The 24,492-nt window shown below is 62.3% G+C and carries 19 protein-coding genes; 4 read left to right on the plus strand and 15 right to left on the minus strand.

The window, feature by feature from the left end; translation table 11 throughout:
* Nucleotide 1: 1 nt before the first annotated feature.
* The gene (locus JLC71_RS06230; protein ID WP_200917887.1) at nucleotides 2-994 is read right to left on the minus strand and encodes a Fe(3+) ABC transporter substrate-binding protein; all 993 of its coding nucleotides are present in this window, start codon (nucleotides 992-994) and stop codon (nucleotides 2-4) included.
* 174 nt (nucleotides 995-1,168) lie between these two features.
* Here JLC71_RS06230 and JLC71_RS06235 point away from each other — a divergent pair, with 174 nt between their 5' ends.
* Nucleotides 1,169-2,077: a recombination-associated protein RdgC gene (locus JLC71_RS06235; RefSeq protein WP_200917888.1), complete on the plus strand. Its 909-nt coding sequence runs from the start codon at nucleotides 1,169-1,171 to the stop codon at nucleotides 2,075-2,077.
* A 64-nt stretch (nucleotides 2,078-2,141) separates the two neighbouring features.
* Here JLC71_RS06235 and JLC71_RS06240 read toward each other — a convergent pair whose 3' ends face one another.
* The 3 genes from JLC71_RS06240 to bioB form a co-directional block, all read right to left on the minus strand.
* Complete coding sequence (locus JLC71_RS06240; protein WP_200917889.1) at nucleotides 2,142-2,594, minus strand: DUF2214 family protein; 453 nt, start codon at nucleotides 2,592-2,594, stop codon at nucleotides 2,142-2,144.
* A 12-nt stretch (nucleotides 2,595-2,606) separates the two neighbouring features.
* A complete protein-coding gene (locus JLC71_RS06245; protein ID WP_200917890.1) occupies nucleotides 2,607-3,407 on the minus strand; it encodes a C40 family peptidase in 801 nt (266 codons plus the stop codon).
* A 129-nt stretch (nucleotides 3,408-3,536) separates the two neighbouring features.
* Nucleotides 3,537-4,514 (minus strand): biotin synthase BioB, encoded by a 978-nt coding sequence (bioB, locus tag JLC71_RS06250; RefSeq protein ID WP_200917891.1) that lies wholly within the window; start codon nucleotides 4,512-4,514, stop codon nucleotides 3,537-3,539.
* Nucleotides 4,515-4,584: 70 nt separating this feature from the next.
* Here bioB and JLC71_RS06255 point away from each other — a divergent pair, with 70 nt between their 5' ends.
* Nucleotides 4,585-5,268 (plus strand): ComF family protein, encoded by a 684-nt coding sequence (locus JLC71_RS06255; RefSeq protein ID WP_200917892.1) that lies wholly within the window; start codon nucleotides 4,585-4,587, stop codon nucleotides 5,266-5,268.
* Nucleotides 5,269-5,277: 9 nt separating this feature from the next.
* Here the strand turns inward: JLC71_RS06255 and JLC71_RS06260 are convergent, their stop codons facing one another.
* From JLC71_RS06260 to JLC71_RS06300, 9 genes are all read right to left on the minus strand, one after another.
* Nucleotides 5,278-9,168 carry a translocation/assembly module TamB domain-containing protein gene (locus JLC71_RS06260; RefSeq protein ID WP_200917893.1) on the minus strand — a complete coding sequence of 1,297 codons (3,891 nt, stop codon included), beginning with the start codon at nucleotides 9,166-9,168 and terminating at the stop codon, nucleotides 5,278-5,280.
* Between the two features lies 1 nt (nucleotide 9,169).
* Complete coding sequence (locus JLC71_RS06265; protein WP_200917894.1) at nucleotides 9,170-10,912, minus strand: autotransporter assembly complex protein TamA; 1,743 nt, start codon at nucleotides 10,910-10,912, stop codon at nucleotides 9,170-9,172.
* 583 nt (nucleotides 10,913-11,495) lie between these two features.
* Nucleotides 11,496-12,068, minus strand: a complete 573-nt coding sequence (locus tag JLC71_RS06270; RefSeq protein WP_200917895.1) for a chalcone isomerase family protein — start codon at nucleotides 12,066-12,068, stop codon at nucleotides 11,496-11,498.
* Nucleotides 12,069-12,143: 75 nt separating this feature from the next.
* A complete protein-coding gene (locus tag JLC71_RS06275; RefSeq protein ID WP_200917896.1) occupies nucleotides 12,144-13,349 on the minus strand; it encodes an acetyl-CoA C-acyltransferase in 1,206 nt (401 codons plus the stop codon).
* 191 nt (nucleotides 13,350-13,540) lie between these two features.
* Nucleotides 13,541-15,922 carry a 3-hydroxyacyl-CoA dehydrogenase/enoyl-CoA hydratase family protein gene (locus JLC71_RS06280; RefSeq protein ID WP_200917897.1) on the minus strand — a complete coding sequence of 794 codons (2,382 nt, stop codon included), beginning with the start codon at nucleotides 15,920-15,922 and terminating at the stop codon, nucleotides 13,541-13,543.
* An 85-nt stretch (nucleotides 15,923-16,007) separates the two neighbouring features.
* Nucleotides 16,008-17,405 (minus strand): OmpP1/FadL family transporter, encoded by a 1,398-nt coding sequence (locus tag JLC71_RS06285; RefSeq protein WP_200917898.1) that lies wholly within the window; start codon nucleotides 17,403-17,405, stop codon nucleotides 16,008-16,010.
* A 143-nt stretch (nucleotides 17,406-17,548) separates the two neighbouring features.
* Nucleotides 17,549-20,005, minus strand: coding sequence for an acyl-CoA dehydrogenase (locus JLC71_RS06290; protein WP_200917899.1), 2,457 nt, complete (start codon nucleotides 20,003-20,005; stop codon nucleotides 17,549-17,551).
* A 34-nt stretch (nucleotides 20,006-20,039) separates the two neighbouring features.
* Nucleotides 20,040-20,687, minus strand: a complete 648-nt coding sequence (locus tag JLC71_RS06295; protein ID WP_200917900.1) for a TetR/AcrR family transcriptional regulator — start codon at nucleotides 20,685-20,687, stop codon at nucleotides 20,040-20,042.
* A 179-nt stretch (nucleotides 20,688-20,866) separates the two neighbouring features.
* A complete protein-coding gene (locus tag JLC71_RS06300) occupies nucleotides 20,867-21,271 on the minus strand; it encodes a YchJ family protein (RefSeq protein ID WP_200917901.1) in 405 nt (134 codons plus the stop codon).
* A gap of 76 nt (nucleotides 21,272-21,347) precedes the next feature.
* On the opposite strand from JLC71_RS06300, the gene JLC71_RS06305 reads away from it, so the two are divergent.
* Nucleotides 21,348-22,025, plus strand: coding sequence for an HAD family hydrolase (locus JLC71_RS06305; RefSeq protein ID WP_200917902.1), 678 nt, complete (start codon nucleotides 21,348-21,350; stop codon nucleotides 22,023-22,025).
* A 2-nt stretch (nucleotides 22,026-22,027) separates the two neighbouring features.
* Entirely contained in the window at nucleotides 22,028-22,798 is a 771-nt protein-coding gene (locus tag JLC71_RS06310) for a CHAD domain-containing protein (protein ID WP_200917903.1), read from the plus strand.
* Between the two features lie 49 nt (nucleotides 22,799-22,847).
* Here the strand turns inward: JLC71_RS06310 and dut are convergent, their stop codons facing one another.
* Together dut and coaBC are read right to left on the minus strand one after the other, a co-directional pair.
* Nucleotides 22,848-23,297, minus strand: a complete 450-nt coding sequence (dut, locus tag JLC71_RS06315) for a dUTP diphosphatase (RefSeq protein ID WP_200917904.1) — start codon at nucleotides 23,295-23,297, stop codon at nucleotides 22,848-22,850.
* Nucleotides 23,294-24,487: a bifunctional phosphopantothenoylcysteine decarboxylase/phosphopantothenate--cysteine ligase CoaBC gene (coaBC, locus tag JLC71_RS06320; RefSeq protein ID WP_200917905.1), complete on the minus strand. Its 1,194-nt coding sequence runs from the start codon at nucleotides 24,485-24,487 to the stop codon at nucleotides 23,294-23,296. Before coaBC ends, dut begins: the two co-directional genes overlap by 4 nt.
* Between the last annotated feature and the right edge of the window lie 5 nt (nucleotides 24,488-24,492).

Here is a 24,492-nt window from a genome sequence, read left to right on the forward strand (position 1 = left end):
CTTACTTGTAACCGGCGCGATCCATCAACTGCGTCGCCTTGCCCTGCAACTCGCCGGCCTTGCTCATATTGATGATGCTGGCCTTGAACGGACCCCAGCTCGACACCAGATCATCCGGCTTGATCTTCGGGTTGACCGGGAATTCCATGTCCTTGTCGGCATACAGATTCTGCGCCTTGTCGCCCGACAGCCATTCGATCAGCTTGATCGCGCCCTTCTCGTTCTTGGCGTAACGCGTCACACCGGCGCCGGAAACGTTCACATGCACGCCACCGGCATTCTGGTTGGCCCAGAACAGCTTGACCGGGAACTTGGCATCCTTGGCGACGAGACGACCGTAGTAATAGCTGTTGGCCACGCCGACCTGGCACTGGCCGGCGGCAATGGCTTCGAGCAATTTGGTGTCGTCGGCGAACACCGGCGCGGCCAGATTGGCGACCCAGCCGCGAACGATCTTCTCGGTCTTCGGCTCGCCGTACTGGGCGATCATCATCGCCACCAGCGACTGGTTGTAGACCTTCTTCGATGTCCGCAGGCACAGCTTGCCTTGCCACTTCGGATCGGCCAGATCTTCATAGGTCGACAGGTCGGCCGGCTTGACGCTGGCCGGGTTGTAGAAAATCGTCCGGGCGCGAATCGACAGGCCATACCACTCGCCCTTCGGATCACGCAGATGGGCCGGTACATTCTCGTTCAGCACCTTGGATTCGATCGGCTTCAGCAGGCCTTGCTTGCCGGCCTGCCAAAGGTTGCCGGCGTCGACGGTAATCAGCATATCGGCCGGGCTGTTGGCGCCTTCGGCCTTGAGGCGCTCCATCAACGGGCCTTCCTTGTCGGTCAGCAACTTGACCTCGACCCCGGTGTCTTTGGTGAACGCGTCAAACAGCGGCTTGATCAACTGTTCGTTACGCGCCGAGTAGACGGTAACGGACTCGGCGTGCGCGAGACCGGCAAACAGGGCAACAGCAAGCGGGACAAGGACAAAACGCTTCACGGTGGGAGCTCCGGCAACGATGTTTAGAGGGCTTGAATCCTAGCGCAAACGTTAATTATTCTCAATCAGGCAATATGCGGTAACGGTGACCAGCGGCACGCAAGGCGACAAACCCCCGTTCCCGTTCCCCCTTGCACTCGCTACAATCGGCGTCCGCTCTATAAGGATGGTTTCATGCTCTGGTTCCGCAATCTGCAGCTCTATCGCCTCGCACCGGATCACACGCTCAATGTCGACGGCATCGGCGAAAGCCTCGCCAAGCGTCCGTGGATCGCCTGTGGCAGTCACGATGTGATGAGCCAAGGCTGGATCGCGCCCGCGCGGCACGCGCCGGACATGCTGGCCTACGGCTACGACGACGCCATTCTGGTCGCGCTCAAGACCGAGGAAAAACTGCTGCCGTCGGCCGTGGTCAAGGAAGAGGCCGAAGAGCGCATCGCCCGGATCGAAGCCGAGGAAAACCGCAAGGTCGGCCGCAAGGAAGCCAAAGAGCTGCGTGAACGCGTGACCGAGGAGCTGATCCCCAAGGCATTCAGCCGCTCGCGCGTGCAGCGCGCGGTGATCGACCTCAAGCTGGGGCTGGTGCTGGTCGAAAGCGCCTCGGCCGCGAAGGCCGAACAATTGTTGTCGGTGCTGCGCGAAACCCTCGGCAGCCTGCCTACCCGCCTCGTCAATACCCAGACCTCGCCGGAAACCGCGATGACGCTGTGGCTCGAATCCGCCGATGCGACACCGTTCGATCTAGGCCAGGACACCGAGCTGCGTGCCTCCGGCGACGATGGCGCGATTACCCGCCTGGCTCGCCAGCCGCTGGATACGGCCGAAGTCAAACAGCACCTGGAGAACGGCCTGCTGGCCTGCAAACTATCGCTTTCGTGGGAAGACAAGCTGTCGTTCCAGCTGACCGACAAGCTCGAAATCAAACGACTGACCATGCTCGACGTACTGCAGGACGAGCTGAAAGACGCCGATGCCGCCGATCAATCGGCGATGTTCGACTCCAGCCTGGCACTGACGGTGGGCGAGTTGCGCCAGTTCGTGCCGGCGCTGATCCTGGCGCTGGGCGAAGAAATGCCCGCCTGAGTCTACGTGCCACTGAAAAGCCGCCCGAGGGCGGCTTTTTTTTTGCGTGTACTCAGTGCCCGACTTATAAGCCGAAACCCCGTGCCATCAGCGCAGCCAGAATGGGCAGCAGTACGATCAAATGTGTTTCCCACATCAGGCAGCGACGGACTTTGGCCAGTTCGGCATCGGGCGGCACAAAGCCCGGCACCCTGGCTGCGGCGGCGCGCCAGGCGCGAAAACGTAGCGTGGGGTAGATCGACAGCAAGCCGATCAGTACGAAAACGGTGAGCTTGGCGTGAAACAGCGGGTTTTGCATGTAGAACGCCACCCCCTTGATGCCAAAGAACAAGCGCGCCAGCCCGCTAGCCAGCACCAGCAAGGCCATGAGGGCGTACAGCAAATCGTAACGGGCCAGCTTGATCGCGGCTTGCGGCATCCATTCGCGCCGGATCAAGACGGTCTCGATACTCATGAAGGTGATCACCATGAATATCGCGATGAAATGCACGGCAGCGAGAATGGCATCAAGCAGCATGGAACTCTCCGTTCAAAAGCCTTGTTGGGCAGTACCGAGCATGGTCGGCCTTGCCGACCTATCCGTCTCGGGTCGGAATTTGAGGTGCCCCAGATAGACCAGCGTCTGATTGACCTGCAGCGAGGGCACGTCCCCCTCGCGCATATGCAGGATATCGGCCGGGCTGATCCAGCGCGGATCGGCATCGGTCATCGGCAAGCCGATGTGTTTATACGCTTCAAGCACGAACTGCGAACAGAAAAAACGCTCGTCGTTACCGTTCCCCAGCTGGATCGTGGCAATGCCGCGCAAACAACCTTCGCGCACCGGCGTTGGCAGCAGCGGCAATTCGCACACGCGCCGTTGCAGCGAGAATGGCGCATGCAGCATCACGCCGACATAGTCATAGCGGCTACCGACGTTGCGGTCGGCAAAATCGCGCACCAGCACGCCCTGCTCCGGCTGGAACGCCGGATGACGAAAAGCGACGACGACGGCTTCATGATCGAGCAACTCTCCGATTTTGCGCACGCGCACCCCGCTACCCACCGCTTCGGCCACATCGCCATCACCCAGATACAGCGCGGCATGGCTGACCGGCGCCATGGTGATCAAGCGGATACCCGCCGATGTCAGCCCGTTTCCGGCCGTCAGCAGAATGTCGCCGGGCACCAGCGTATCGGCAAGAATCAGCGCCTCGCCATTGGCTGGCCGCAAGGCGTTGCTCTGGAAGGTGATCGCCGGCCCCGGCGCTGCGATCAGTTTGGGATCCACACGCGTCGCGCAGGCGACACAACAGCAGGCAGCCAGAACGGCCACGATCAATGCTTTCACTTTCGAATTACCGCACCGTGTAGATCGGCCTATTTTTTCACAAAAAGACAGTAAAAAGTCAGGAAATCAACGCAAAAAACCCCGACTTCAAGCCGGGGGTTTTCGTCGGGCCACCTTCAGCCTCGCTTTTTACAGCGGTTTGAGGTCGAGCTTTGCGAACAATGCCTTGTCGCGGGTGACATCCGGATTGCCGGTGGTCAGCAGCTTGTCACCGTAGAAAATCGAATTGGCACCGGCCATGAAGCACAGCGCCTGGGTCGCTTCGTCCATCTGCTGCCGACCGGCCGAGAGCCGCACGTACGATTTGGCCATGGTGATCCGCGCCACGGCGATGGTGCGAACGAACTCGGTCCAGCCGACGTGCTGATCGCCATCCAGCGGCGTGCCTTCGATCTTGACGAGGTTGTTGATCGGCACCGAATCGGGCTGCGGATCAAGATTGGCCAGCTGCGCGATCAGGCCGACGCGATCGAGACGGGTTTCACCGAGGCCGACGATGCCGCCGGTACAGACATGCAGCCCGGCCTTGCGCACCTTGCCCAAGGTATCGAGCCGGTCGGCATAGCTGTGGGTGGTGACGATGTCGGCGTACTTCTCGGGGCTGGTATCGAGGTTGTGGTTGTAATAGTCGAGGCCGACGTCACGCAGCTCTTCGGCTTGGCCGTCCTTGAGCATGCCCAGCGTGGCACAGGTTTCCAGCCCGAGCGCTTTGACCCCGGCAATCATCTGCTTCACCGACTCCAGATCCTTGGTCTTCGGGCCGCGCCACGCCGCGCCCATGCAGAAGCGGCTGGCGCCGTTTTCCTTGGCGATGCGGGCGACTTCGATCACCTCGTCGGCATCCATCAGCGTTTCGCGCTCCAGCCCGGTGTCGTGGCGCGCCGATTGCGAACAGTAGCCACAGTCTTCCGAACAGCCGCCGGTTTTGACCGACAGCAGCGTCGACAACTGCACACGATTGGCGTCGAAGGACTCGCGGTGCACCTGTTGGGCGCGAAACAGCAGATCGTTGAACGGCAGCTCGAACAATGCCGCCACGTCGTCGAGGCTCCAGTTCTGTTGCTGCGGATGCGGCGTAAGGCGCTTGAATTCGATCGTTTGCGTCATGGTCGGCTGAATGGGCTAGAAATGAGAAGTTGCGCCATTCTCGGCACGGGGTTCGTCATTGTCAAATTCGATGCCAAGTATTTTGGACAACATCAAGCTGTGGCACTGGCCGGCGTGCTGCACGCTTTGCCACCGCTGGTGCCGCGGTGCATTTTGCGCGACTTGCGACGCGGCTTTGCCGCGACTACCGCTCAGCTGCTGCCCGCAATGCGCACTACCGACGCTCGACGGCGGGCGATGCGGCGGCTGCATTGCCGATCCACCGCGTTTTGACGCCAGCTACGCAGCCTTGCGCTACGGTGGCGAAGTAGCGCAACTGATCACCGCGGCCAAATACGCCGGCCGCTGGCCTTTGTGGCGCACGCTCGCCGACTTATTGGCATTGCGCTTGCCGGCGATAGCCGACGTCGATGTACTGGTGCCGATGCCCTTGCACACCAAGCGGCTGCGCGAACGCGGCTTCAACCAGTCGGCCGAGATCGCCGGCGTCCTCGCGGCGCGAACCGGCCTGCCACTGCGGCACGATCTGGCCAGCCGGATTCGCGACACCGGCCAGCAAAGCCGCTTGAGTCTCAGCAAGCGCAAACTCAATCTGCGAGGTGCATTCGCCGCCACATCCGGCGTTCAAGGCCTGCGCATCGCCATCATCGACGATGTCATGACCAGCGGCCTGACCCTCGACACCCTTGCTGCGGCGCTCAAACGTGCCGGTGCGCAACACGTCGAGGCATGGGTGGTCGCCCGCACCCTCTAGCGCAGCACGCTATTTTTGCGGCGGAGCAGCGGGCTTGTCATCACCCCAGAGCGAATCGAAGTTGATCGAATACTTGGCGTCGATCGTGCTTTCGTCGGTGCCGATCCGGGTGACGAAGGACCAGCGCCGCGACAGCTGCAGCGTGAAGCGGACGGCATCCTTGAGGCCGTTGATGCTCTTGTCGAGCCCCAGCGTCAGCCATTTGTTGAGCCGTTTGCTCACGGTCACCACCTGCGTGGTGGTACCGTCTTCCATCGTGTCCGAGGCCACGCCAACCTCGTCGATTCCCAGACTACTGAAGATTTCGTCCGAGAAGCTCTCGCCCGTATCACCACTCGACAAGGCGGCATTCAAGAGCTGCAGCAATACGGCCGAATCGCCCTTGTCCATGTTGTCGGTGCCATGACCGAACAGCAGCCACGACAGCTTCTCGTTATCCGGCACCACCGGGTTTGAATACAGCGTTACCCGCGGGTTCAGCGCCGAGCCCTTGACCTGTACGCCGGCTTCGACCGACAACCCTTCGCGCACAGCAAGAATGTCGAGCGACGGATTATCGAGCATGCCCGAGAACGACACGATGCCGCGCTCGATCGCCAGCTTCTGCCCGTAGGCACGGTAGGTTCCCTCCTCGACCTTGACGGTGCCAAAACCCTGCAGCGACTGGTTGGGCGTACTGCGCAGGCGCAGCAGACCGGAAAGCTGCGCTTCCAGCCCGTAGCCGCGGAAGGTGAAATCATCGCCGAGGTCGACTTCGAACTGCAGATTGGCCAGCGGCACCGGCTTGCCGACGTCTTTTTTCTGCCCGACGATGACGACATCGTCGGACAGGTGCGGCACATCGGTCGAACGGTAGCGGATATCGCCGTGATCGGCCTTGAGGTTGCCGGTAACCGAGATGCCTTCCTTGCCATAGCGGACGTCGCCCTTGCCCGACACCACCAGCTGCATGTCCGGCTTGTTGATCAGCGTCAGCTGTCGCGCGGTGATCGTGGCGCTGGCATCGGCGCCGTTGTCGTTCAGGTCGATCTGGCCGGTGGCGCTGAGATCGCCGCGCCCCCCCTTGAAGGTAAAGGTATCCAGCAGCACGCGGTTCTGCGCCAGCCGGACTCTGGCTTTGCCATCCTGCAGCGAAATGCCGGTGGCGGCATCACGAATCGCCAGATTGTCGCCATTCAGCGTGCCGGCCAGCACTGGCTGCGACAGCGGGCCATCGCGGCTGAGGTCGAAATCGACGCTGCCCTTCAGTTGCAGGCTGTCGCTCAGCAGCGGGGAAATTTTTGCCAGATCGGACAGCTTGCCGGTTGCGCGCACCGCGAGTGGCGCGCCGATCGCCAACTGCCACGCCGGCGCATCGACCCGGGTGTTGCCCGATAGCGCAACCTGGCCAAAACGGCCGCTACGCACTTGCCCGTCCAGCGTCACCGTCGATTGGCGCGCCACGATGCGGGCACTCAGTTGATCAAGCCCCAGCGCCTGCGCCGGGCTGCGCTCGCTTGCCGGAACGCGCACATCGCCGCTGACGCGCGCCAGCGATACCTCGCCATCCAGTGTCGCCGCCTGCTTCAGTTGCCAGCGGCCGTTCAGCACCAGATCACTTTGTACCGTTTTGAAATCGGCGAGCTTGAGGATTTCGGCGAGCACCAGTTTGTCCGCGACGCCCTCGGTCTCCAGCCGCCCCGGTTGCCAGCTCAATCGACCGAGCTTGATCCGGCTCTCGCCGACCGCCAGCGACGTCGCCCCAAGCTCGACCTTGGCCGCGCCAAAACTGGCGTCGAGCGCCGATTGCAGGCTGATCGGCAGCATCGCTTGACCGCCGAGCTTGCTGATCCGCCCACGCCACTGCCACTGCGGATCAAGGCCGCCGTTGGCGGCAAGATCGATGCCGACCGGCTCGTCTCGGTACTGCCCGGCCGCAGTCAGCCGAATCGCATGCGCACCACGGGTGCCGTTGATCGCCAGCTTCAGTCGGGCAATCCTGGCATCGAAGCCCTCAAGACCGGTGAGATCAGCGTCGAAATGCATCGGGCTCGTCAGGTCGGCGTAGAGCTGGCCGTCGAGCGTGCCGCGCGCGAGGCGAACGCCAAATGGCGTCGCCAGTGCACTGACATTGAGCGCGGTCTTGATCAGCGGCCGCTTGAACGTGCCGATCAGTTGCGTCGTCCCCTGAATCCGCCCCGAAAAACCGGGGCCGATTTCGCCAAGATTATCCAGCGCCAACTGCAGATCGAGCTTGTCGCTGGCGGTACCAAGCGCGCCGCGCGCGCTGACCCGGTTGCTGCCCAGCGCCAGCCACAGATCGGCTTGCTTGAGCCGCGCCTCGCTCAGTTCCAGCTCGCCCTTGCCCGACAACGGCCGCTTGTTGAACGTACTCTGCGCCAGCTCGTATTTCACATGCGCAGAAATGGCCAGTTTCAGTGCACCACGCGCCTTGATATGACCACTGATCTGCCCGGCCGGTACGGCGGCGAACTCGGCCGGATTAATATTGCGCAGCGTCGCATCGGCGAGAAAATCCTGACGCTCGAAACCGAATTCACCCTTGAGCGCCAGCGTGCTGTTGCCACGCTTGAGCTCTGCACTACGCACCGCCAGCCGGCGTTCGGTCTGCGGACGAATCCAGCCCAGATCGGCCTTGAGCGCGGCCTTGTAGGTTGGGTCGTCCAGGCTGGCCTTGACGTCCGGCGCCTTGTACGGGCCACTCAACAGCACTTGACCGGCCAGTTTGGTTTTCGGCTGTTTCTGCAGCAGCTTCGACAGATCAAGCCCGGCGACACCGATCGTCGCATTGAGCTGATCGGCACGGAACTGGCCGCGCCCCGTGATCTCGCCGCCACCAAGCAGCGAGGCCTTCAGCGAGGCAAGATCAAGGCGGTCGTCATTCAGCGAGAAATCGGCAGTGATGCCCGTCAGCGGCAAGGCATTGGTATCGGCCGGCCCCGGCGCGGCGTTTTTCAGCAGCAGCGATCCGGCGGCAAGCTTGCCGCTACTCGGCTTCAAGGCCAGATCAATATCGAGCAGCGCCTGCGGCAAGCCGGGCTGCAAGGCGGCGGGATTGACACCGTGCGCCTTCAGCTCCGCGGCCTTCAGCATTGCGTAGGCATACGGCGCGAACACATCGAGCCGGCTATCCAGCGAAATACCGATGTTCTCGCCCTTGACCGTCCCGGCCAGGCCCAGATCGCGCAGCGAGCCGGACAGGCGCAACTGGCTTTCCAGCGCCCGCTCCTCAATCACGCCACGATAGCCCAGCCGGCCATGGGTGGCGAACGGTGCACGGCCATCCAGCGACAACTGCGCCTTGATCCGGCCACGCGGGGTGTCGAGTTGCTGCAGATCGAGCCGGTGCACATTGCCATCGCTGTGCAGATTCAGGCGTACATGCTGCAGATCGACCGGCGATCCGGCCAGGGTAAAACGACTCAGGCTGGCAGCGTCGACATCGACCGCGATCGGCAGGCTCAGCGAGCTTGGCGGTGGCGACGGCGGCTGGTTCGGCGGGCCGGGCTTGGTGGCGATGTCCAGATGGCCCAGTTCAAGCCGCGTCAGCGATACCCGCCGCGACAGCAGCGCAGCCGGCTGCCACTCGAGGTAGCCACGATCCAGCTTGACCGTCACCGCCTTGGTGTCGACAACCAGCCCATTGACGGTGATCCCCCGCCAGAGCGAGCCCTCGAACGATTCGAGTTTGACTACGCCGCTGGCATTGGCGCGCGCCAACAGCCAGCGGTGTCCACCGTCGCTATCGATCCATGCCAGACCGGCGGCAAGCACGGCCAGCAGCAGCAACACACTGCCGAGCGTGCCCCAGATCAGCCAGCGCAACACGCTGCGCCTGGGCTTGGGTGGTGGAGCGGCGGCGTCTTGCTCGGGCGGAGGATTCTGTTCGTCCAGGCTCATATCAGAACGTTAGCCCCAGACTGAAATAGAAGCGCCACTGTTCGGCGTCAAGCCCGTAGGCGAGGTCGGCCCCGAGTACGCCAACCGGGCTGACCCAGCGCGCACCGGCCCCCACGCCGGTCTGGCCCTCGAAACTGTCCCAGGTATCGGCAGCATCGCCGTAGTCGACGAAGACCGCGGCGCGCCAGTCCTTGTAGACCACATGTTGATATTCCGCCGTCGCGGTTCCGAGCACACGGCCCGGCCCGGTGGTGTCGCCGGAGATAATGCCGAGACTCTGGTAATCGTAGCCGCGCACGCTGTTGGCGCCACCGGCACGGAACAGGTAATCGGTCGGCACCTTGCTCGGATCGTTGGTGAAGTTCTGCCCGAGTTCGAGCCGGATGAAGGCCACATCGGCGGTACCGATCTTCCAGTACTGCACGCCCTGAGCGTAGAGCTGCACGAAGGATTCATCGGTCGCCAGCCCTTGTACCGCACCGGCGCCCTCAAGCTGCAGGATATTGCCGTTCTTGGGATCGCGACGATTATCAAGATCACGGCGGATCCACTTGTAGTACGCCACCAGCGCCTGCGGCCGTTCGATATTGTTATCGGCGTTGACCCGGCGTTCACTCAGGTATTCGATGCCCAGCACCCGCTCGATCAGGTCTTCCTTACGGGAGCGGAACACGCCCCCCTTGTAGGTCTGGGTATCCAGCCCCTCAACCGTGCTGCTGGTGTAGTTCACATAGGCGCGATGCGAATAGCCACTTCTGAACTGCGGAAAATCGATCGACAGCTCGCCTTCCTGCTCGTCGCCATCGAGCTTGGCGCGCACGCCGGCAACCCAGCCACGGTCGAGCAAGTTGTTGTAGTAATACTGTGCTTCGGTGCGCGGGCCGGTATTGGTGCTGTAACCCAGCGATAGCGCCAGTTTGTTCAGCGGCACTTCTTGCAGATTGATGACCACCGGCGCGATATAAGGTGGCGTCGGCGATGGATCGGCCTCGACGACCGCGGCGCCAAATTGCGGCATTGCCTGCAAATCCGTCTGCAGATCTGCCAGATCCTTGCGGCGGTACTCGCCGCCTTCTTGCAGGTCAATGCGGTTCTTAACGATGCGTTCCGGATAGCGTTGCAAGCCCTTGATCGTGACCGGCCCATAGCTATACGCCGGGCCGCTATCGACAAGCAGCGTGACGGCGGCGGTGTTGCTGGCCGGATCGACCTTGACCTCGCTCTTGGCGATACGCGCGGTCAAATAGCGCCGCGCCAGAATGCGGTTCAACACGCGCTGCTTGGTTTCGGACCATGCCGACTGGGTAAAGACATCGCCCTCGGCCAGAGCCCAGCCGCTTTCGAGCCGGCCTAGCGCACGCTGGTAAAAGGCATCGTCCTCGGTAATCGGCCCGGTGAGTTGAAAATCGACCTTGTCGACCCGCGTCAACGGGCCAGAATCGACCTTGAGCACCGCACGGTAATGCCCGTCTTCATGCTCAAGCCTGGCGGTGATTTTCGAGGAAAAATAACCCTGGGTGTTCAAGAGCGCGGCCGCTTCCTGCGGAGTGCGGTCGACCAGCAGTTGCAGGCTATCCGGCGTGGTCTTTTTCTCGTCACGCCAGCGGTACAAATCCAGATAGCGCTCGAGCAAGGATTCGATCTCGGACGGCGCATCAATCTGGACCTTATACGAGGCGATTTCGCCCTCATCGGCCCAAACCAGGCTGGTGGCGAACAAAGCACTCAAGAGGGTGGAACGCATCAGGACAGACATGCGGCGATGGCGAGCTTGAAAACACCGTACTTTAGCCGAAAGCCCGGATGCAGCGGCGATTCGGTGCGTATGAATGACGAACAAAAAAATTGCCCGGCTCGGCCCACAAGGGCCGATGCACGGGCATCAATAGGAGGAGTCGATAACGGCCAAGAGGCCGGGTACTACAGAGATGCGCTAAACAGCGCAAAACATCAACGAACGAGCGTCAAACGCCATCCGTAAGATTTCACGATCAGGCGCTGGGCCAGTTCGACGTTCTTCACGATTTTCAGCAGGGTCTTCATGTCCATCTCCTTGGAGAAGGTCTTGGTTCAGGGATGACAGCAGGTTTGCTGGCATGAGTGAACTTTAGCAAAACTACATAATTGACGCAATAGTTTTTGTACTTTTACTACCTACATTTTCGCGTTACGCAATGTAACTGACTACGAATTTATCCGTACACATCGCATTAAAACTGAAATACTGCCGTAGTAAACAAAAAACACACCAGAATGGATGCGTAGTTTCACTACCAATACAAAGGGCCGCCCGAAGGCGGCCCCATAACCCGGTCCGGACCGAAGAATCAGCGCGCGCCGAGCAGCTGCGCCTTCAAACCGGCCTGCACCGGCGCTTTGCCCAGCCAGATCGACAACAGCGCCGAGGCAAAATCGTCCCCGGCAATCGGCGGATAGGCCTTGCCGCGCACGGTGACGCGTGTTCCCTGCCCCGGTAACAGATCCAGCTGGATCACGTCGCCCTTGGCCACGGTCTTGACCTCACGAAAAACCTTGTCGAGCGCATCAAGCTGCGGCGCAAAGCGCTTCAGCTCGGCCGCCGAGGCGTTGTCCTTGAGACCGTCGACAAACGATTCGTGCATGGTGCCGGCCGAGACCTCACGCAGCATGCGCAACTCCATCCGCCGTGGCGTGGCAGCATTGATCACCGCCGCTGCGTCGCCGACCTTGGCGCTGGTGTACAGCGAAGCGACGTAAACATCGAATACCACCTTCTTGCGCACACCGGCGCCATTCAGTTGCAGCGACTGCCCGGCCACTTCGGTTTTGTCCGGCACGCTGATGCCGGCAACGTCGAGGGCATAAGCACCGCTCACGGCCATCGCCAGCGTCAGGGCCAGCGTTATCGCGCGTTTTTTCATGGTCTTCCCCTAGAAAAAAAGCCCACGGGATAAGCGCGGGCAAAAGACAGGCAGAGTTCAAACTCGTTGCAGGCCTTACAGCACCTGGATGATGCCGGCGGCGCCCATGCCGGTGCCGATGCACATGGTCACCATGCCGTAGGCGCCCGGCTTGCCCTGGCGGCGCAGGCCGTGGATCAGCGTCGCGGCGCGGATGGCGCCGGTGGCGCCGAGCGGATGGCCGAGCGCAATCGCCCCCCCGTTCGGGTTCACCTTACTCATGTCCAGCCCCAGATCGCGGCTGACGGCCAGCGCCTGTGCGGCAAAGGCTTCGTTCAGCTCGATCCACGCCAGATCGTTCAGGCTCAAGCCGGCTTGCTTGAGCGCGGCCGGAATCGCTTCCTTCGGGCCGATCCCCATGATCGCCGGCGGCACGCCCTTGACCGCGAAGGTCGTGAACTTGGCCAGCGGCGTCAGGTTGTATTCCTTCAATACCTTTTCCGACACCAGGATCAGCGCGCCGGCGCCATCGGACATCTGCGAGCTGTTGCCGGCAGTGACCGAGCCCTTGGCGGCAAACACGGTCTTGAGCTTGGCCAGCCCTTCGAGACTGGTGTCGCGGCGCGGGCCTTCGTCGGTGGTCAGCGTCTTGTTGATCAGCTCGACCTCGCCGGTCGCGAGATTCGGCACCCGGTAGGTGACGTCGAGAGGGGTGATCTCGTCGGCAAACGCGTCCGATTCGATCGCCGCCAGCGCGCGGCGGTGCGATTCGACTGCGAACGCATCCTGGTCTTCGCGACTGACGTTCCATTGCTGCGCGACCTTCTCGGCGGTCAGGCCCATGCCGAAGGCAATCGCCATGTTTTCGTTGTTGGCGAAAAACGCCGGATTCAGCGCAACCTTGTTGCCCATCATCGGCACCATCGACATCGATTCGGCACCGGCGGCGATCATCACGTCGGCTTCACCGACGCGGATACGGTCGGCCGCCATCGAGACGGCATTGATGCCCGACGAGCAGAAGCGGTTGATGGTGATGCCACCGACGGTATCCGGCAGCCCGGCGAGCAGCGCGCCGATCCGCGCCACATTCATGCCCTGCTCGGCTTCCGGCATCGCGCAGCCGACGACGACGTCGTCGATGCGCGCCGGATCGAGCCCCGGCACCTGCGCCATCGCGCCCTTGATCACGTGCGCCAGCATGTCGTCCGGACGCACGTGCTTCATCATGCCGCGCGGCGCCTTGCCCACCGGGGTGCGGGTGGCGGCGACGATATAGACTTCCTGAATCTGTTTGCTCATGGTGAGCTCCTGATTTGTTGCACTTGCGACCTCAAAGGCCGCCAACTGTTTCAGAACCGCGAGAGCTGCGGGAAGGCCGTGGTGCAGGGCAAGGAACGGGGATGGCGAGGCAGCGGAATGGGCTGAAGCCCATGAGCATGCCGAACCAGCCCCGGTGACGCAGCCATGCGCCGCGGAGGCCCGCAGATCGGTCAGTTACGTAGCGGTTTGTTGTTCTCGAGCATGTACATGATGCGTTCCTGGGTCTTGCCCTTCTTCAGCAGTCCCATGAAGCGCTCACGCTCCAGCTTGAGTATCCATTCCTCGTTCACCAGCGTGCCGGCCTCGACATCGCCACCGGTCACCACGTCGGCGATCTGGCAGCCGATGTAGTAGTCGTATTTGGAGATGAAACCGCCTTCGAGCATATTGATCAGCTGGCCCTGGATCGTCGCGGCACCGCTGCGCCCGGCAACCGGGAACGCTTTCGGCTTCACCGGCGCGCGGTAGCCGGTTGCCGCCAGTGCGCGGACTTGCGCCTGCGCGACGAACAGCAGCTCGTTGCTGTTGAACAGCACGATGTCCGATTCCTTCAGATAGCCGATCTGCTGGCCTTCCTCGGCACTGGTGCCGACCTTGGCCATCGCCATCGCCAGGTAGTAGTCCTTCAGCACCGCGAGGATGTCGCCACCCTTGGCTTCGCGAGCCGCGCGCAGTGCGAACTCCTTGCAGCCGCCGCCGGCCGGCAGCAGACCGACGCCGACTTCAACCAGACCGATATACGTTTCCACCGCCGCGACCACGCGGCTGCAGTGCATCAGGAACTCGCAACCGCCGCCGAAGGCATAGCCCTGCGCGGCGCCGACCACCGGCACCTTGGCGTACTTGATCGCCATCGAGGTGTTCTGGAACTCGGCAACCATGTTTTCGATCGCGCCGAAATCACCGGTCATGAAGGCCGGGCCCATGCTGGCCAGATCGGCACCAACCGAGAACGGTGCTTCCGGATGCCAGATCACCAGCCCCTGGAAGCGGGCTTCGGCGATGCGGATCGCCTCCTGCACGCCGGCGAGCACGTTGGCGCCAATGCAGTGCGCCTTGGTCTTGAACGACAGCACCGGCACGTCGGTCGCGGCCGGCGCCAACCACAGGCGGACGCTGTCGTTCTCGAACACGGTTTCGCCGTAGTTCGGCTCGGCATCGCCGACGAGTTGCGGCGGATAAAGCTGGCGACCATAAACCGGCAAGGTCGAACGGCCAATGAGTTTGTTCTGCGCCGCGCTGTACGAGCCGTCCGGCGCGTGCACGCCGTCGCGCTGCGCCACCCAGGCCGGCAGCGGCGTCGACGCCATGGTCTTGCCGGCGGCGATATCGGCACTGACGGCGTCGGCCACGGCTTTCCAGCCGGCGGCTTGCCACAGCTCGAACGGGCCCTGCTTCCAGCCGAAGCCCCAGCGAATCGCGAAATCGATGTCGCGGGCCGAATCGGCAATGCCGTCGAGCAAGGTGGCGACGTAATGCCACACGTCGCGCAGGCAGGCCCAGAGGAATTGCGCTTCCGGATGCGCCGATGCACGCAGCGCCGCAACCTTCTGTGCCGGGTCGTCGAGCTTGAGGATCGCCTTGACCTCGTCGCTGCCCTTCTGCCCGGACGGCACGTATTCGCCGGCCTTCGGGTCGAGCACGAAAATATCGCGGCCTTCTTTCTTATAGATACCGGCGCGGGTCTTCTGACCCAGCGCGCCCTTCTCAATCAGCGCGGCCAGCCAGGCCGGGCTCTTGTAGTACGCCGCCCATGGATCATCCGGCAGATTGTCGGTCATGGTCTTGACGACGTGCGCGAAGGTATCCAGGCCGACGACGTCGGCGGTGCGGAAGGTCGCCGACTTCGGACGGCCCATGCGCGGGCCGGTCAGATCGTCGACAACGTCGAAACGGATACCGAACTGCTCGGCGTGATGAATCGTCGCCAGCATCGAGAACACGCCGATGCGGTTGGCGATGAAGTTCGGGGTGTCCTTGGCGCGAACCACACCTTTGCCCAGACGGGTGACCAGGAAGGTCTCCAGCGCGTCGAGCTCGGCGCTTTCGGTGCCGGCGGTCGGGATCAGCTCCACGAGGTACATATAGCGCGGCGGGTTGAAGAAGTGGATGCCGCAGAAGCGCGACTTCAGTTCGCCCGGTACGCCGTCGGCCAGTTTCTGGATAGCCAGGCCCGAGGTATTGGTGGCGAGGATCGCGTGCGCGGCGAGGTGCGGCGCGATCTTGGCATACAGATCGAGCTTCCAGTCGAGCCGTTCGGCGATCGCTTCGATCACGAGGTCACAGTCGCCCAGCTTGGCCAGATCGGTGCCGTAGTTGGCGGCTTCGATCAGGTCGGCGCGCATCGCCGACATCAGCGGTGCGGGCTTGAGTTTCTTGAGGTTGTCGATGGCCTTGAGCACGATGCCGTTGGCCGGGCCTTCCTTGGCCGGCAGATCGAAGAGCACGGTATCGATACCGGCATTGGCCAGATGAGCGGCGATTTGCGCTCCCATCACACCGGCACCGAGCACCGCGACCTTGCGGATCTGTTTCTGCGATACGTTAGACATGCATTATCCCCGCGTGGAAAACGCCCCCAAAGGCTGCGGCCGGCTGGCCGCAACGGCGGACGGGTGCCCCCGTCCGCCGCATCCCTTAGAAGCGGTAGTTAAGTTGCGCGCCAAGAATATTGGCGTAGCTCTTGAAGTTGGCCTTGGTGGTCGTGCCGCTACCGGTACATCCGTTGGCGGCCGAACATTCCTTGTTGTTCATGTTGGCATCCTGGATATCAACATAGGTGTAGGCGACATCCACCGACATGTTCTTGCTGAAGGCATAGTTGGCACCGATCGAGTACCAGATCCGGTTGTTGTCCGGCAGCGCGGCGATACGCTCGGCCTCGCTCGGTACCGGGCTCTGGTCGTAGGCCAGACCGAAGCGCAACAGCAGCGGATCATTGACCTTGTAGGTCGCACCCAGCGAGTAGCGGCTGGTGTTTTTCCAGTCCTGCTCGATCACCGCGTCCGGCAAGCCGGTATCGAACTTCAGCCGCAGTTCCTTGAACTTCGAGTGCCGGGTGTAGGTCCAGTCGCCCATGAACGCCAACTGTTCGTTGATCGTTTTGTAGAAGTTCAGCGAGAACGAATCCGGCGTATCGACATCGACCGTACCCTCGCCGCTGCGATAGCCCTTGAGCGCCAGGCCGCCGATCACCGTGCTGTCGAGCGCGCCCAGACCCAGCGTGCTCGGGCGTGTCCAGTTGGCGTCGCCTTCGAGGCTTTGGCTGATGCTCGAACGATAAGCCGCGCCAATGCGCAGGCTTGGATCGACCTGCCACATCCCGCCAAGGTTGAAGCCGAAGGCCCAGTCGTCGCCTTCGTAGTCGAGTTCACCGTCGTACTCGCCGGTGCCGGCCACCAGCTTCGGATTGCTTGCGGCCAGCGGCCTGCCGCCCACCACCGTTGCACCCGCCTGGGTGCCGAAGTCGGCGCGTTTTTTGAATGTGGCCTTCATGTATTGCACGGTCACACCGGCGCCGACCGAGAACTGCTCGTTGAACTTGTAGGCAAAGGTCGGATTGAGCGCGATCGTCATCATGTCCAGGGTGTTGCCGTTGTAACGGCCCACCCAGTTGCTGTCGTACTCGATCGCATCGCCGAACGGCACGAACATGCCCAGACCCACCCAGGCCTGATCGTTGATCTGGTGGGAAATGTAAGCCTGCGGCACCACCACCGGCGAAGTCGGATCACCGGCATCGCTGCCGCTGATCGGCCGTCCGGCCGCGGTCGTGGCGCTGACGTTTTCAGGCTTGATATGCGGGTCGACGACGATCAGCGCGCCCGAAACGTTGGTGCCTGGCAGGTAGGTCATACCGGCCGGGTTGTAGAAAATGGTCGTCGCATCCTGAGCGGCCGCACCGGCCGAGTTGGCAACACCCTGTGCACTGACGCTCTGAACACCGAAGTGATAGCCGGAGGCGCTGGCATTCGTAGCCAGAACCAGCAGGCTGCCAACCCCCATGGTGCGCAAAGCAAAAGCGATGGTCTTCATTCGTGCTCTCCTTAGACGCAGCAGTGCTGCAAGCAAGCTTCATTTATCAATCACTCTTTTAAAACGAGCGATTTATCTATGGTTCGGCACTGGCGATGTAGTGTCAATAATCACACTACCTATCGCCCCGTTTCGTTGCACGTTCAGATCACTTTGCGATGAATTGCACCGGAATCGGCCATCGCCAGTTGCGGATCGAAATCGTCGACCATGATGACTTCGCGCTTCAGACGGCGAGCACGCTGCACCGCGGCGAACTCGATGTCGTTGATCAAACCCTTGCTGCGTGCGTCGTCCAGCCGTTCCTGCGCGGTAATTCCGACCAGTTGCCCCTTGCGCTGGGCACTGCGCAGCTTGCCTTCGAGCGCTTCGGTTTCGATCACCGCCTTGAGTGCATGCTCGAGCACGCCGACGGCATCGTTTTCATCCTTGGAGCGGTACATGTAGTGCACCAGGCGATCACGCGCTTCGGACGGTTCCATCAACAGCTTGGCGACCTGGGTACCGGTGCGGTCGGATGCCGGCTTGTACGACAGCCCCAGCGGGAACACCACGCGGCGCATCAGCCACGCCAGCGCACCGCTCGGGTGGTTGGCGAGGAAACCATTCATGGCTTCCTGGCAATCGAACAGCGCGGTCTCGACGGCCCAGCGCACCAGTGGCAGATCGTCGGCAGGCGCGCCGTCGTCCTCGAACTTCTTCAACGACGCGGTGGCGATATAAAGATTGGAGAGCATGTCGCCAAGACGGGCCGACAGTTTTTCCTTGAACTTGAGGCTGCCGCCGAGCGAGGCCATGCCCATGTCGGCGAGGAAGGCGAACGCCGACGACAGACGGGTGATGTCGCGGTAGTACTGCGCGGTCGGGCCGCTCTTGCCGCCACCGGCCAGCTTGGCGCCGGTGACGCCGAGCACCAGCGCGCGCACCGCGTTCGAGACCGTGAAGCCGATATGGCCGATCACCGCAGCATCAAAGGCCTTGCCGTCGTTGCTCATCGCCGCGCGCAGTTCCTTCAGCACGAACGGGTGGCAGCGGATCGCGCCCTGACCGAAGATGATCATCGACCGGGTGAGGATGTTCGCGCCTTCGACGGTGATCGCCACCGGAATCGCGCCATAGCCGAGCGCCAGGTAGTTGCGCGGGCCGGTGCAGACCGCCTTGCCGGCGTGCACGTCCATCGCGTCGTTGATGGTCTTACGCATGCGTTCGGTGTTGTGATACTTGAGGATGCCCGACAGCACCGACGGCTTTTCACCGAGATCGAGCGCGGTCAGCGCCAGACGTTGTGCCGCGTCCATCTGATAGGTGTAGCCACCGATCCGCCCCAGCGCCTCGTCGACGCCTTCGAACTTGCCGATCGACATGCCGAACTGGTTGCGGATGCGGGCATAGGCACCGGTGGTATACGAAGCGAGCTTGCCCGAGGCGACCGACATCGCCGGCAGCGAGATGCAGCGACCGACCGACAGGCATTCGACCAGCATGCGCCAGCCCTGGCCGACGTAGTCCTTGCCGCCGATGATCCAGTCCATCGGGATGAACACGTCCTTGCCCCAGTTCGGGCCGTTCTGGAACGTCGCGGTACCCGGATAGTGGCGGCGACCGATGCTCACGCCTTCGTGATTGGTCGGAATCAGCGCGCAGGTGATGCCGATGTCGTCCTTCTCACCGATGAGGTGTTCCGGGTCATAGAGCTTGAACGCCAGCCCCAGCACGGTCGCAACCGGGCCGAGGGTGATGTAGCGCTTTTCCCAGGTCACGCGCATGCCGAGCACATTGTCGTGCTTCTCGCCGGTGCGCGGATCGGTGTAGCTGCCGCGGCAGACGATGCCGTAGTCGGGAATACCGCCGGCGTCCGAGCCCGCCTCGGGGCTGGTCAGCGCAAAGCACGGGATGTCCACGCCCTTGGCCAAACGCGGCAGGTAGTAGTTCTTTTGTTCGTCAGTACCGTAGTGCTGCAGCAACTCACCCGGGCCGAGCGAGTTCGGCACCATCACCGTCACCGCGGCCGAACCCGAGCGGGTAGCGATCTTGGTGACCACACGGGCGTGAGCGTAGTTGGAGAATTCCTTGCCGCCGAATTCCTTCTTGATGATCATGCCCAGGAAGCCGTTGTCCTTGATGAACTGCCAGACTTCGGGGGTCAGATCCTTGGTTTCCTGCGTGATCTGCCAGTCGTCGAGCATCTTGCACAGCGTTTCGGTCGGGCCGTTCAGGAAGGCCTCTTCCTCGGCAGTCAGCTTCGGTGCCGGATAGCTGTGCAGCTTGTTGTAATCGGGCTTGCCCGAGAACAGATCCCTATCCCACCACACCGTACCGGCATCGATCGCTTCCTGTTCGGTCTGCGACATGGCCGGGGTGATTTTCTTGAAGATAGAGAACAGCGGGCCGGTAACGATGGCGCGACGCAGCGGCTTGAGGTTGAGCACCGCCAATACCGCGAGCGCGCCAGCCCCCCAGGCCCAATGCGCACCTTGGGCGGTAATACAGTAAGCCAGGCCTGCCAATACCACGAGCGACGTCAGCCACAACGGTGCACGCCGGTAGGCGAGCACCAGAAAGGCGACCAGAACAACGGCGACTCCGATCAGTGCGGTCATGATGAACTCTCTCCTCTAGCGGAAAATGCCTACGTCAGCCGGCGGCCGGGGCATTGAGCCCGGCGACGACAAACGGCAGCAGCATGCGCGCGATCAACTCCGGATCACGCGCGTTGACGATGGGTTGCGTCATAAACAGCCGCAACACGTTGTTACCGGCGAACGCATTGAAGATTGCGCTCGACAGAAAATGGAAGCGCCAGTGCAACTCCAGCTCGGACAAATGCGGCATCGCCCGGCCCAAGGCGGCGATGTAGCGGCGAGACATCTCGCCGTATCGGCGCGGCATGCTTTCTTTCAGCGCCGGATGCGGCTCGACAAAGGTGCGCGCCAGCAGCTTCACGAACAGCTGACCACCTTTATCGGGCTCACTACCCATTTGCAGCGCAGCGTTGATGAAGGAATGGACAATCTGCAGCGCACTCGGCACTTCACTGGCACGCTCGGCGTCGTCCAAATGCGCCAGCATCAGCTGCGAGAACGGCTCGGCACGGCGTTCGAACACCGCCTTGAACAGACCATCCTTCGAGCCGAAGTAGTAATTCACCGCGGCGATATTCACGCCGGCAGCCTGGGTGATCAGTCGCATCGACGTGGCGTGAAAGCCATGTTCGACAAACAACTTTTCGGCTGCGTCCAGAATGCGTGCCGAGGTTTCGAGTGCTTTGGCCGATTCAGCCATTTTGTGCTCCTTGTTTTGTAATCGACCGATCACAATTTCAAACACACGTTTGAAATTACGCCACGCATTGACCCGCGTCAAGCAATGAAGCAAACGATCGTTTTAATTTTGACTCATCCACGCCACAAGGGCACGAACAACCCGACTAGAACGTTGTATTCCGGTGAGAGGCCGACGCCTTAGCGTCCCGCCCGTTCGTCGACGAGGCCATCGATATACAACCAGCCCAGCTGCGGATCACGGCGAAACCGACTGCGTTCGCTCAGGCGTTCGGCGCGCCCGCCCACCTTGTAATACGCGGTAAACGCCACTTCGGCACTATCGCCATCCGGCCAGTGCCCCGCCACCTCAAGCCTGAGCCACTTGATCGGCGCTTCATCGGCCAGATCAAGCGAAACCGGCCGGGTTTCCGGCGCCCAGCTTGCCAGCAGGTACGCTTCCAGGCCGTAAACATAGGCGCTATAGCGCGAGCGCATCAGCGCTTCGGCATCCGCTGCGGCGAGGCCGTCATGCAGGCGGCCGCAGCAAAGCGCATACGCCAGGCCGCTGCCGCACGGACAGACGGCGGGTTTGTGTTTGGACATGGATTTCCCCGTTCGCTGCGACCACTCGGCCGCATCGGTTAAACTATTGTTTTGTAAAGAACACGGATTATCTGCGATGCAGCCATTCCACGCCCGCGGTGCGATTTTTGATATGGACGGTCTGTTGCTCGATACCGAAAGGATCGCGTGCCAGGCTTGGCAACATGCCGCCGATGAACTTGGCCTGCGCATCGCCGAATCGGTGGTGCTCGGCATGGTTGGCATGCATTCGAGCAAGGTCGATGCCTATCTTGCCGGCGAGCTGGGCGCCGATTTCCCGATCAGCGATATCCGCAGCAGCACGCACCGCCATTATCTGCGACTGACCGACACGCCGATCCCGCTCAAGCCCGGTGTATTCGAGCTGTTTGGCTGGTTTCGCCAGCAAGGTCTGCCCATCGCCGTCGCCACCTCAACCCGCCGCAGCATTGCCGAACACCATCTCAAGGCTGCCGGGTTGTGGCCGCATTTGGCCGCCAGCCGCTGCGGCGATGAAATCGTCCATCCCAAGCCGGCGCCGGATATCTATCTGGCCGCTGCCAATCAGTTGGGCGTCGATGCACGCGACTGCTTTGCCTTCGAGGATTCGAACTTTGGTGTCAAGGCCGCGCATTCGGCCGGTTGCCGCGTCGCGATGATCCCGGATCTGCGTCAGCCCGATGCGCACACGCTGACGCTGAATGTACCGGTGCTCGGCTCGCTGCACGAGGCACTTTCCTGGGTACAGGCGCAATCGGCCAAGGCACCGGCCTGATCATGGACTTGCTACGGCGCTGGCAGCAAAAGCTCAAACGCGATGCACTCGCACTTGAAGCGGTCTATCACACCTTGCTGAGCGGCAGCGATGACCCCGATGCCCTGCACGCGCTGCGTGTCGCGGTGCGCGGGCTGCGGGCGCGCCTGACACCATTCACCGAGCTGCCTGCCGTTGCGGCAATCCGCAATGAACTCGGTGCGCTGGCGCACGATACCAATGCGCTGCGTGACGATGAAGTGATGCGGGAACTGCTGGCCGCCTTGCCGGGTAGCGCCCCCCTCTTGGCCAGACTCGCACCGCCCGATCGCAGTACACCGCTCAGCGCCATTCTCGCGACCCATCTGGCTTCGGTTGATGCCTTGCATCAACGCGTCCTGAGCGCGGTCGATCTGCTTGAGTCCGCCCAGGTCGCCAGCGCCAGCCGCCTCGCCACCCGCCGTGCCCGCCGCAAACTGCAGCGCGCCCTCGCCGTGCTGACGCCGGCCACCCCCGCGCACGACTGGCACGCCGCACGATTGCTGGTGAAAAAAGCGCGCTATCTGCACGAAGGGCAAGCGCTCTGGCTTGATCTGCACTGGCGGCGCTTTGGCGCACAATGCAAACCGGCGCAGGAAGCGCTGGGGCATTTGCATGATCTGGACGTACTGCATGACCGCTACGGCGAGCATTTCGATCCAGCGCTCGAATCGGCCTGGCAGATCGCGCGGCGCCGTAGCCTGGTCGACGCCGATTCGGCCGTATGGCGTTTGAACCGTATTCTCCAGCCATGAAAAAACGGCCCGACGGGCCGTTTTTTCATCAGCGCGAACCGTAACAGGCTCAATGCTTGCCGGTACTGCCAAAGCCGCCATCACCGCGTTCGCTCTCGGCAAAGTCGTCGACGATATTGAACGCCACCTGCACCACCGGCACGATCACGAGCTGGGCGATCCGCTCCATCGGCTGCACCGTAAACGCTTGGTTGCCACGGTTCCAGACCGACACGAAAATCTGCCCCTGATAATCCGAATCGATCAGGCCAACCAGGTTGCCGAGCACGATACCGTGCTTATGCCCCAGCCCCGAGCGCGGCAGGATCATCGCGGCCAGACCCGCGTTTTCCAGGTGGATCGCTATACCGGTCGGCACCAGCGAGGTCGCGCCCGGCGCCAGATCCAGCGGTGCAGCGAGACAGGCGCGCAGATCGAGGCCGGCGGCGCCCGGCGTCGCGTAGGCCGGCAGGTTGTCCTTGAGGCGGTCGTCGAGAATTTTGACGTCGAGCTGGGTCATGCGGTTTTTCCTTGTTTGGCGTAGAGCTTGGCAATATGGGTGATCATCCGCCGCGCCACGTCGAGCTTGGCACCACGCGGCAGCCGGTGCTCGCCATCGTCGTCGAGCAGGATGACTTCGTTGTCGTCCGCCCCCATCGCCTGCTGCACCAGATTGGCAGCCAGCAGCGGCAGGTGTTTACGGCGCCGCTTGGCTTCGGCGTATTCGAGCAGGTTTTCGGATTCGGCAGCAAAACCGACGCAGAACGGCGGCGTTTCGCGGCAGGCGATTTTGGCGAGGATGTCGGTATTCGGGGCGAGTTCAAGCGTCAGGATATGCGCATCCTTCTTGATCTTGTGCTCGCTCTGGTTCAGCACGTAATAGTCGGCCACGGCGGCAACCGAAATGAAAATATCGGCGTCATCAACCTCGGCCTCAACCGCCGTCAGCATTTCCTGTGCCGATCTCACGTCGATCCGGCGACTATCGGTCGGCGTTGCCAGCACGGTTTCGCCGGCGATCAACACCACTTCGGCGCCGGCTTCCCACGCGGCGCGGGCCAGCGCGAAACCCATCTTGCCCGAGCTACTATTGGTAATCCCGCGCACCGCGTCGATGCGCTCGAAGGTCGGCCCGGCGGTGAGCAGGACTTTCTTGCCCGCCAGCGGCTTGGCCTGAAACGCCGCCTGCAGCCGCAACATGATTTCCTCGGGCTCGATCATTCGCCCAAGACCGACTTCGCCACACGCTTGTTCACCCGCCGCCGGCCCGAGTACGGCGACGCCGTCGGCTCGCAGCTGGGTGATATTGCGCTGGTTCGGTGGGTTCTCCCACATCTGCCGGTTCATCGCCGGCACCACGAACAGCGGACAGTCGCGCGCGGCGATCAAGGTCGAGAGCAGATCGTCGGCGAAGCCATGCGCGGTCTTGGCGATCAGGTCGGCCGTCGCCGGTGCCAGCACCAGCGCATCGGCGCCACGGGTCAATTGAATGTGCGCCATGCCGTTGCTGATCTCGGGCGCCCACATTTGCTGGTAGACCGGTCGGCCCGACAAAGCCTGGAAGGTCACCGGCGTGACAAACCGGGCGCCGGCGTCGGTCAGCACCACATCGACCAGCCAGCCGGCCTTGACCATCAGGCGGGTCAGTTCCGCCGTCTTGTACGCGGCAATGCCGCCCGATACGCCGAGCACAATGCGTTTTTGCTTCATTAGCA

This window comes from Jeongeupia sp. HS-3 (genome assembly GCF_015140455.1).
Lineage (GTDB): Bacteria > Pseudomonadota > Gammaproteobacteria > Burkholderiales > Chitinibacteraceae > Jeongeupia.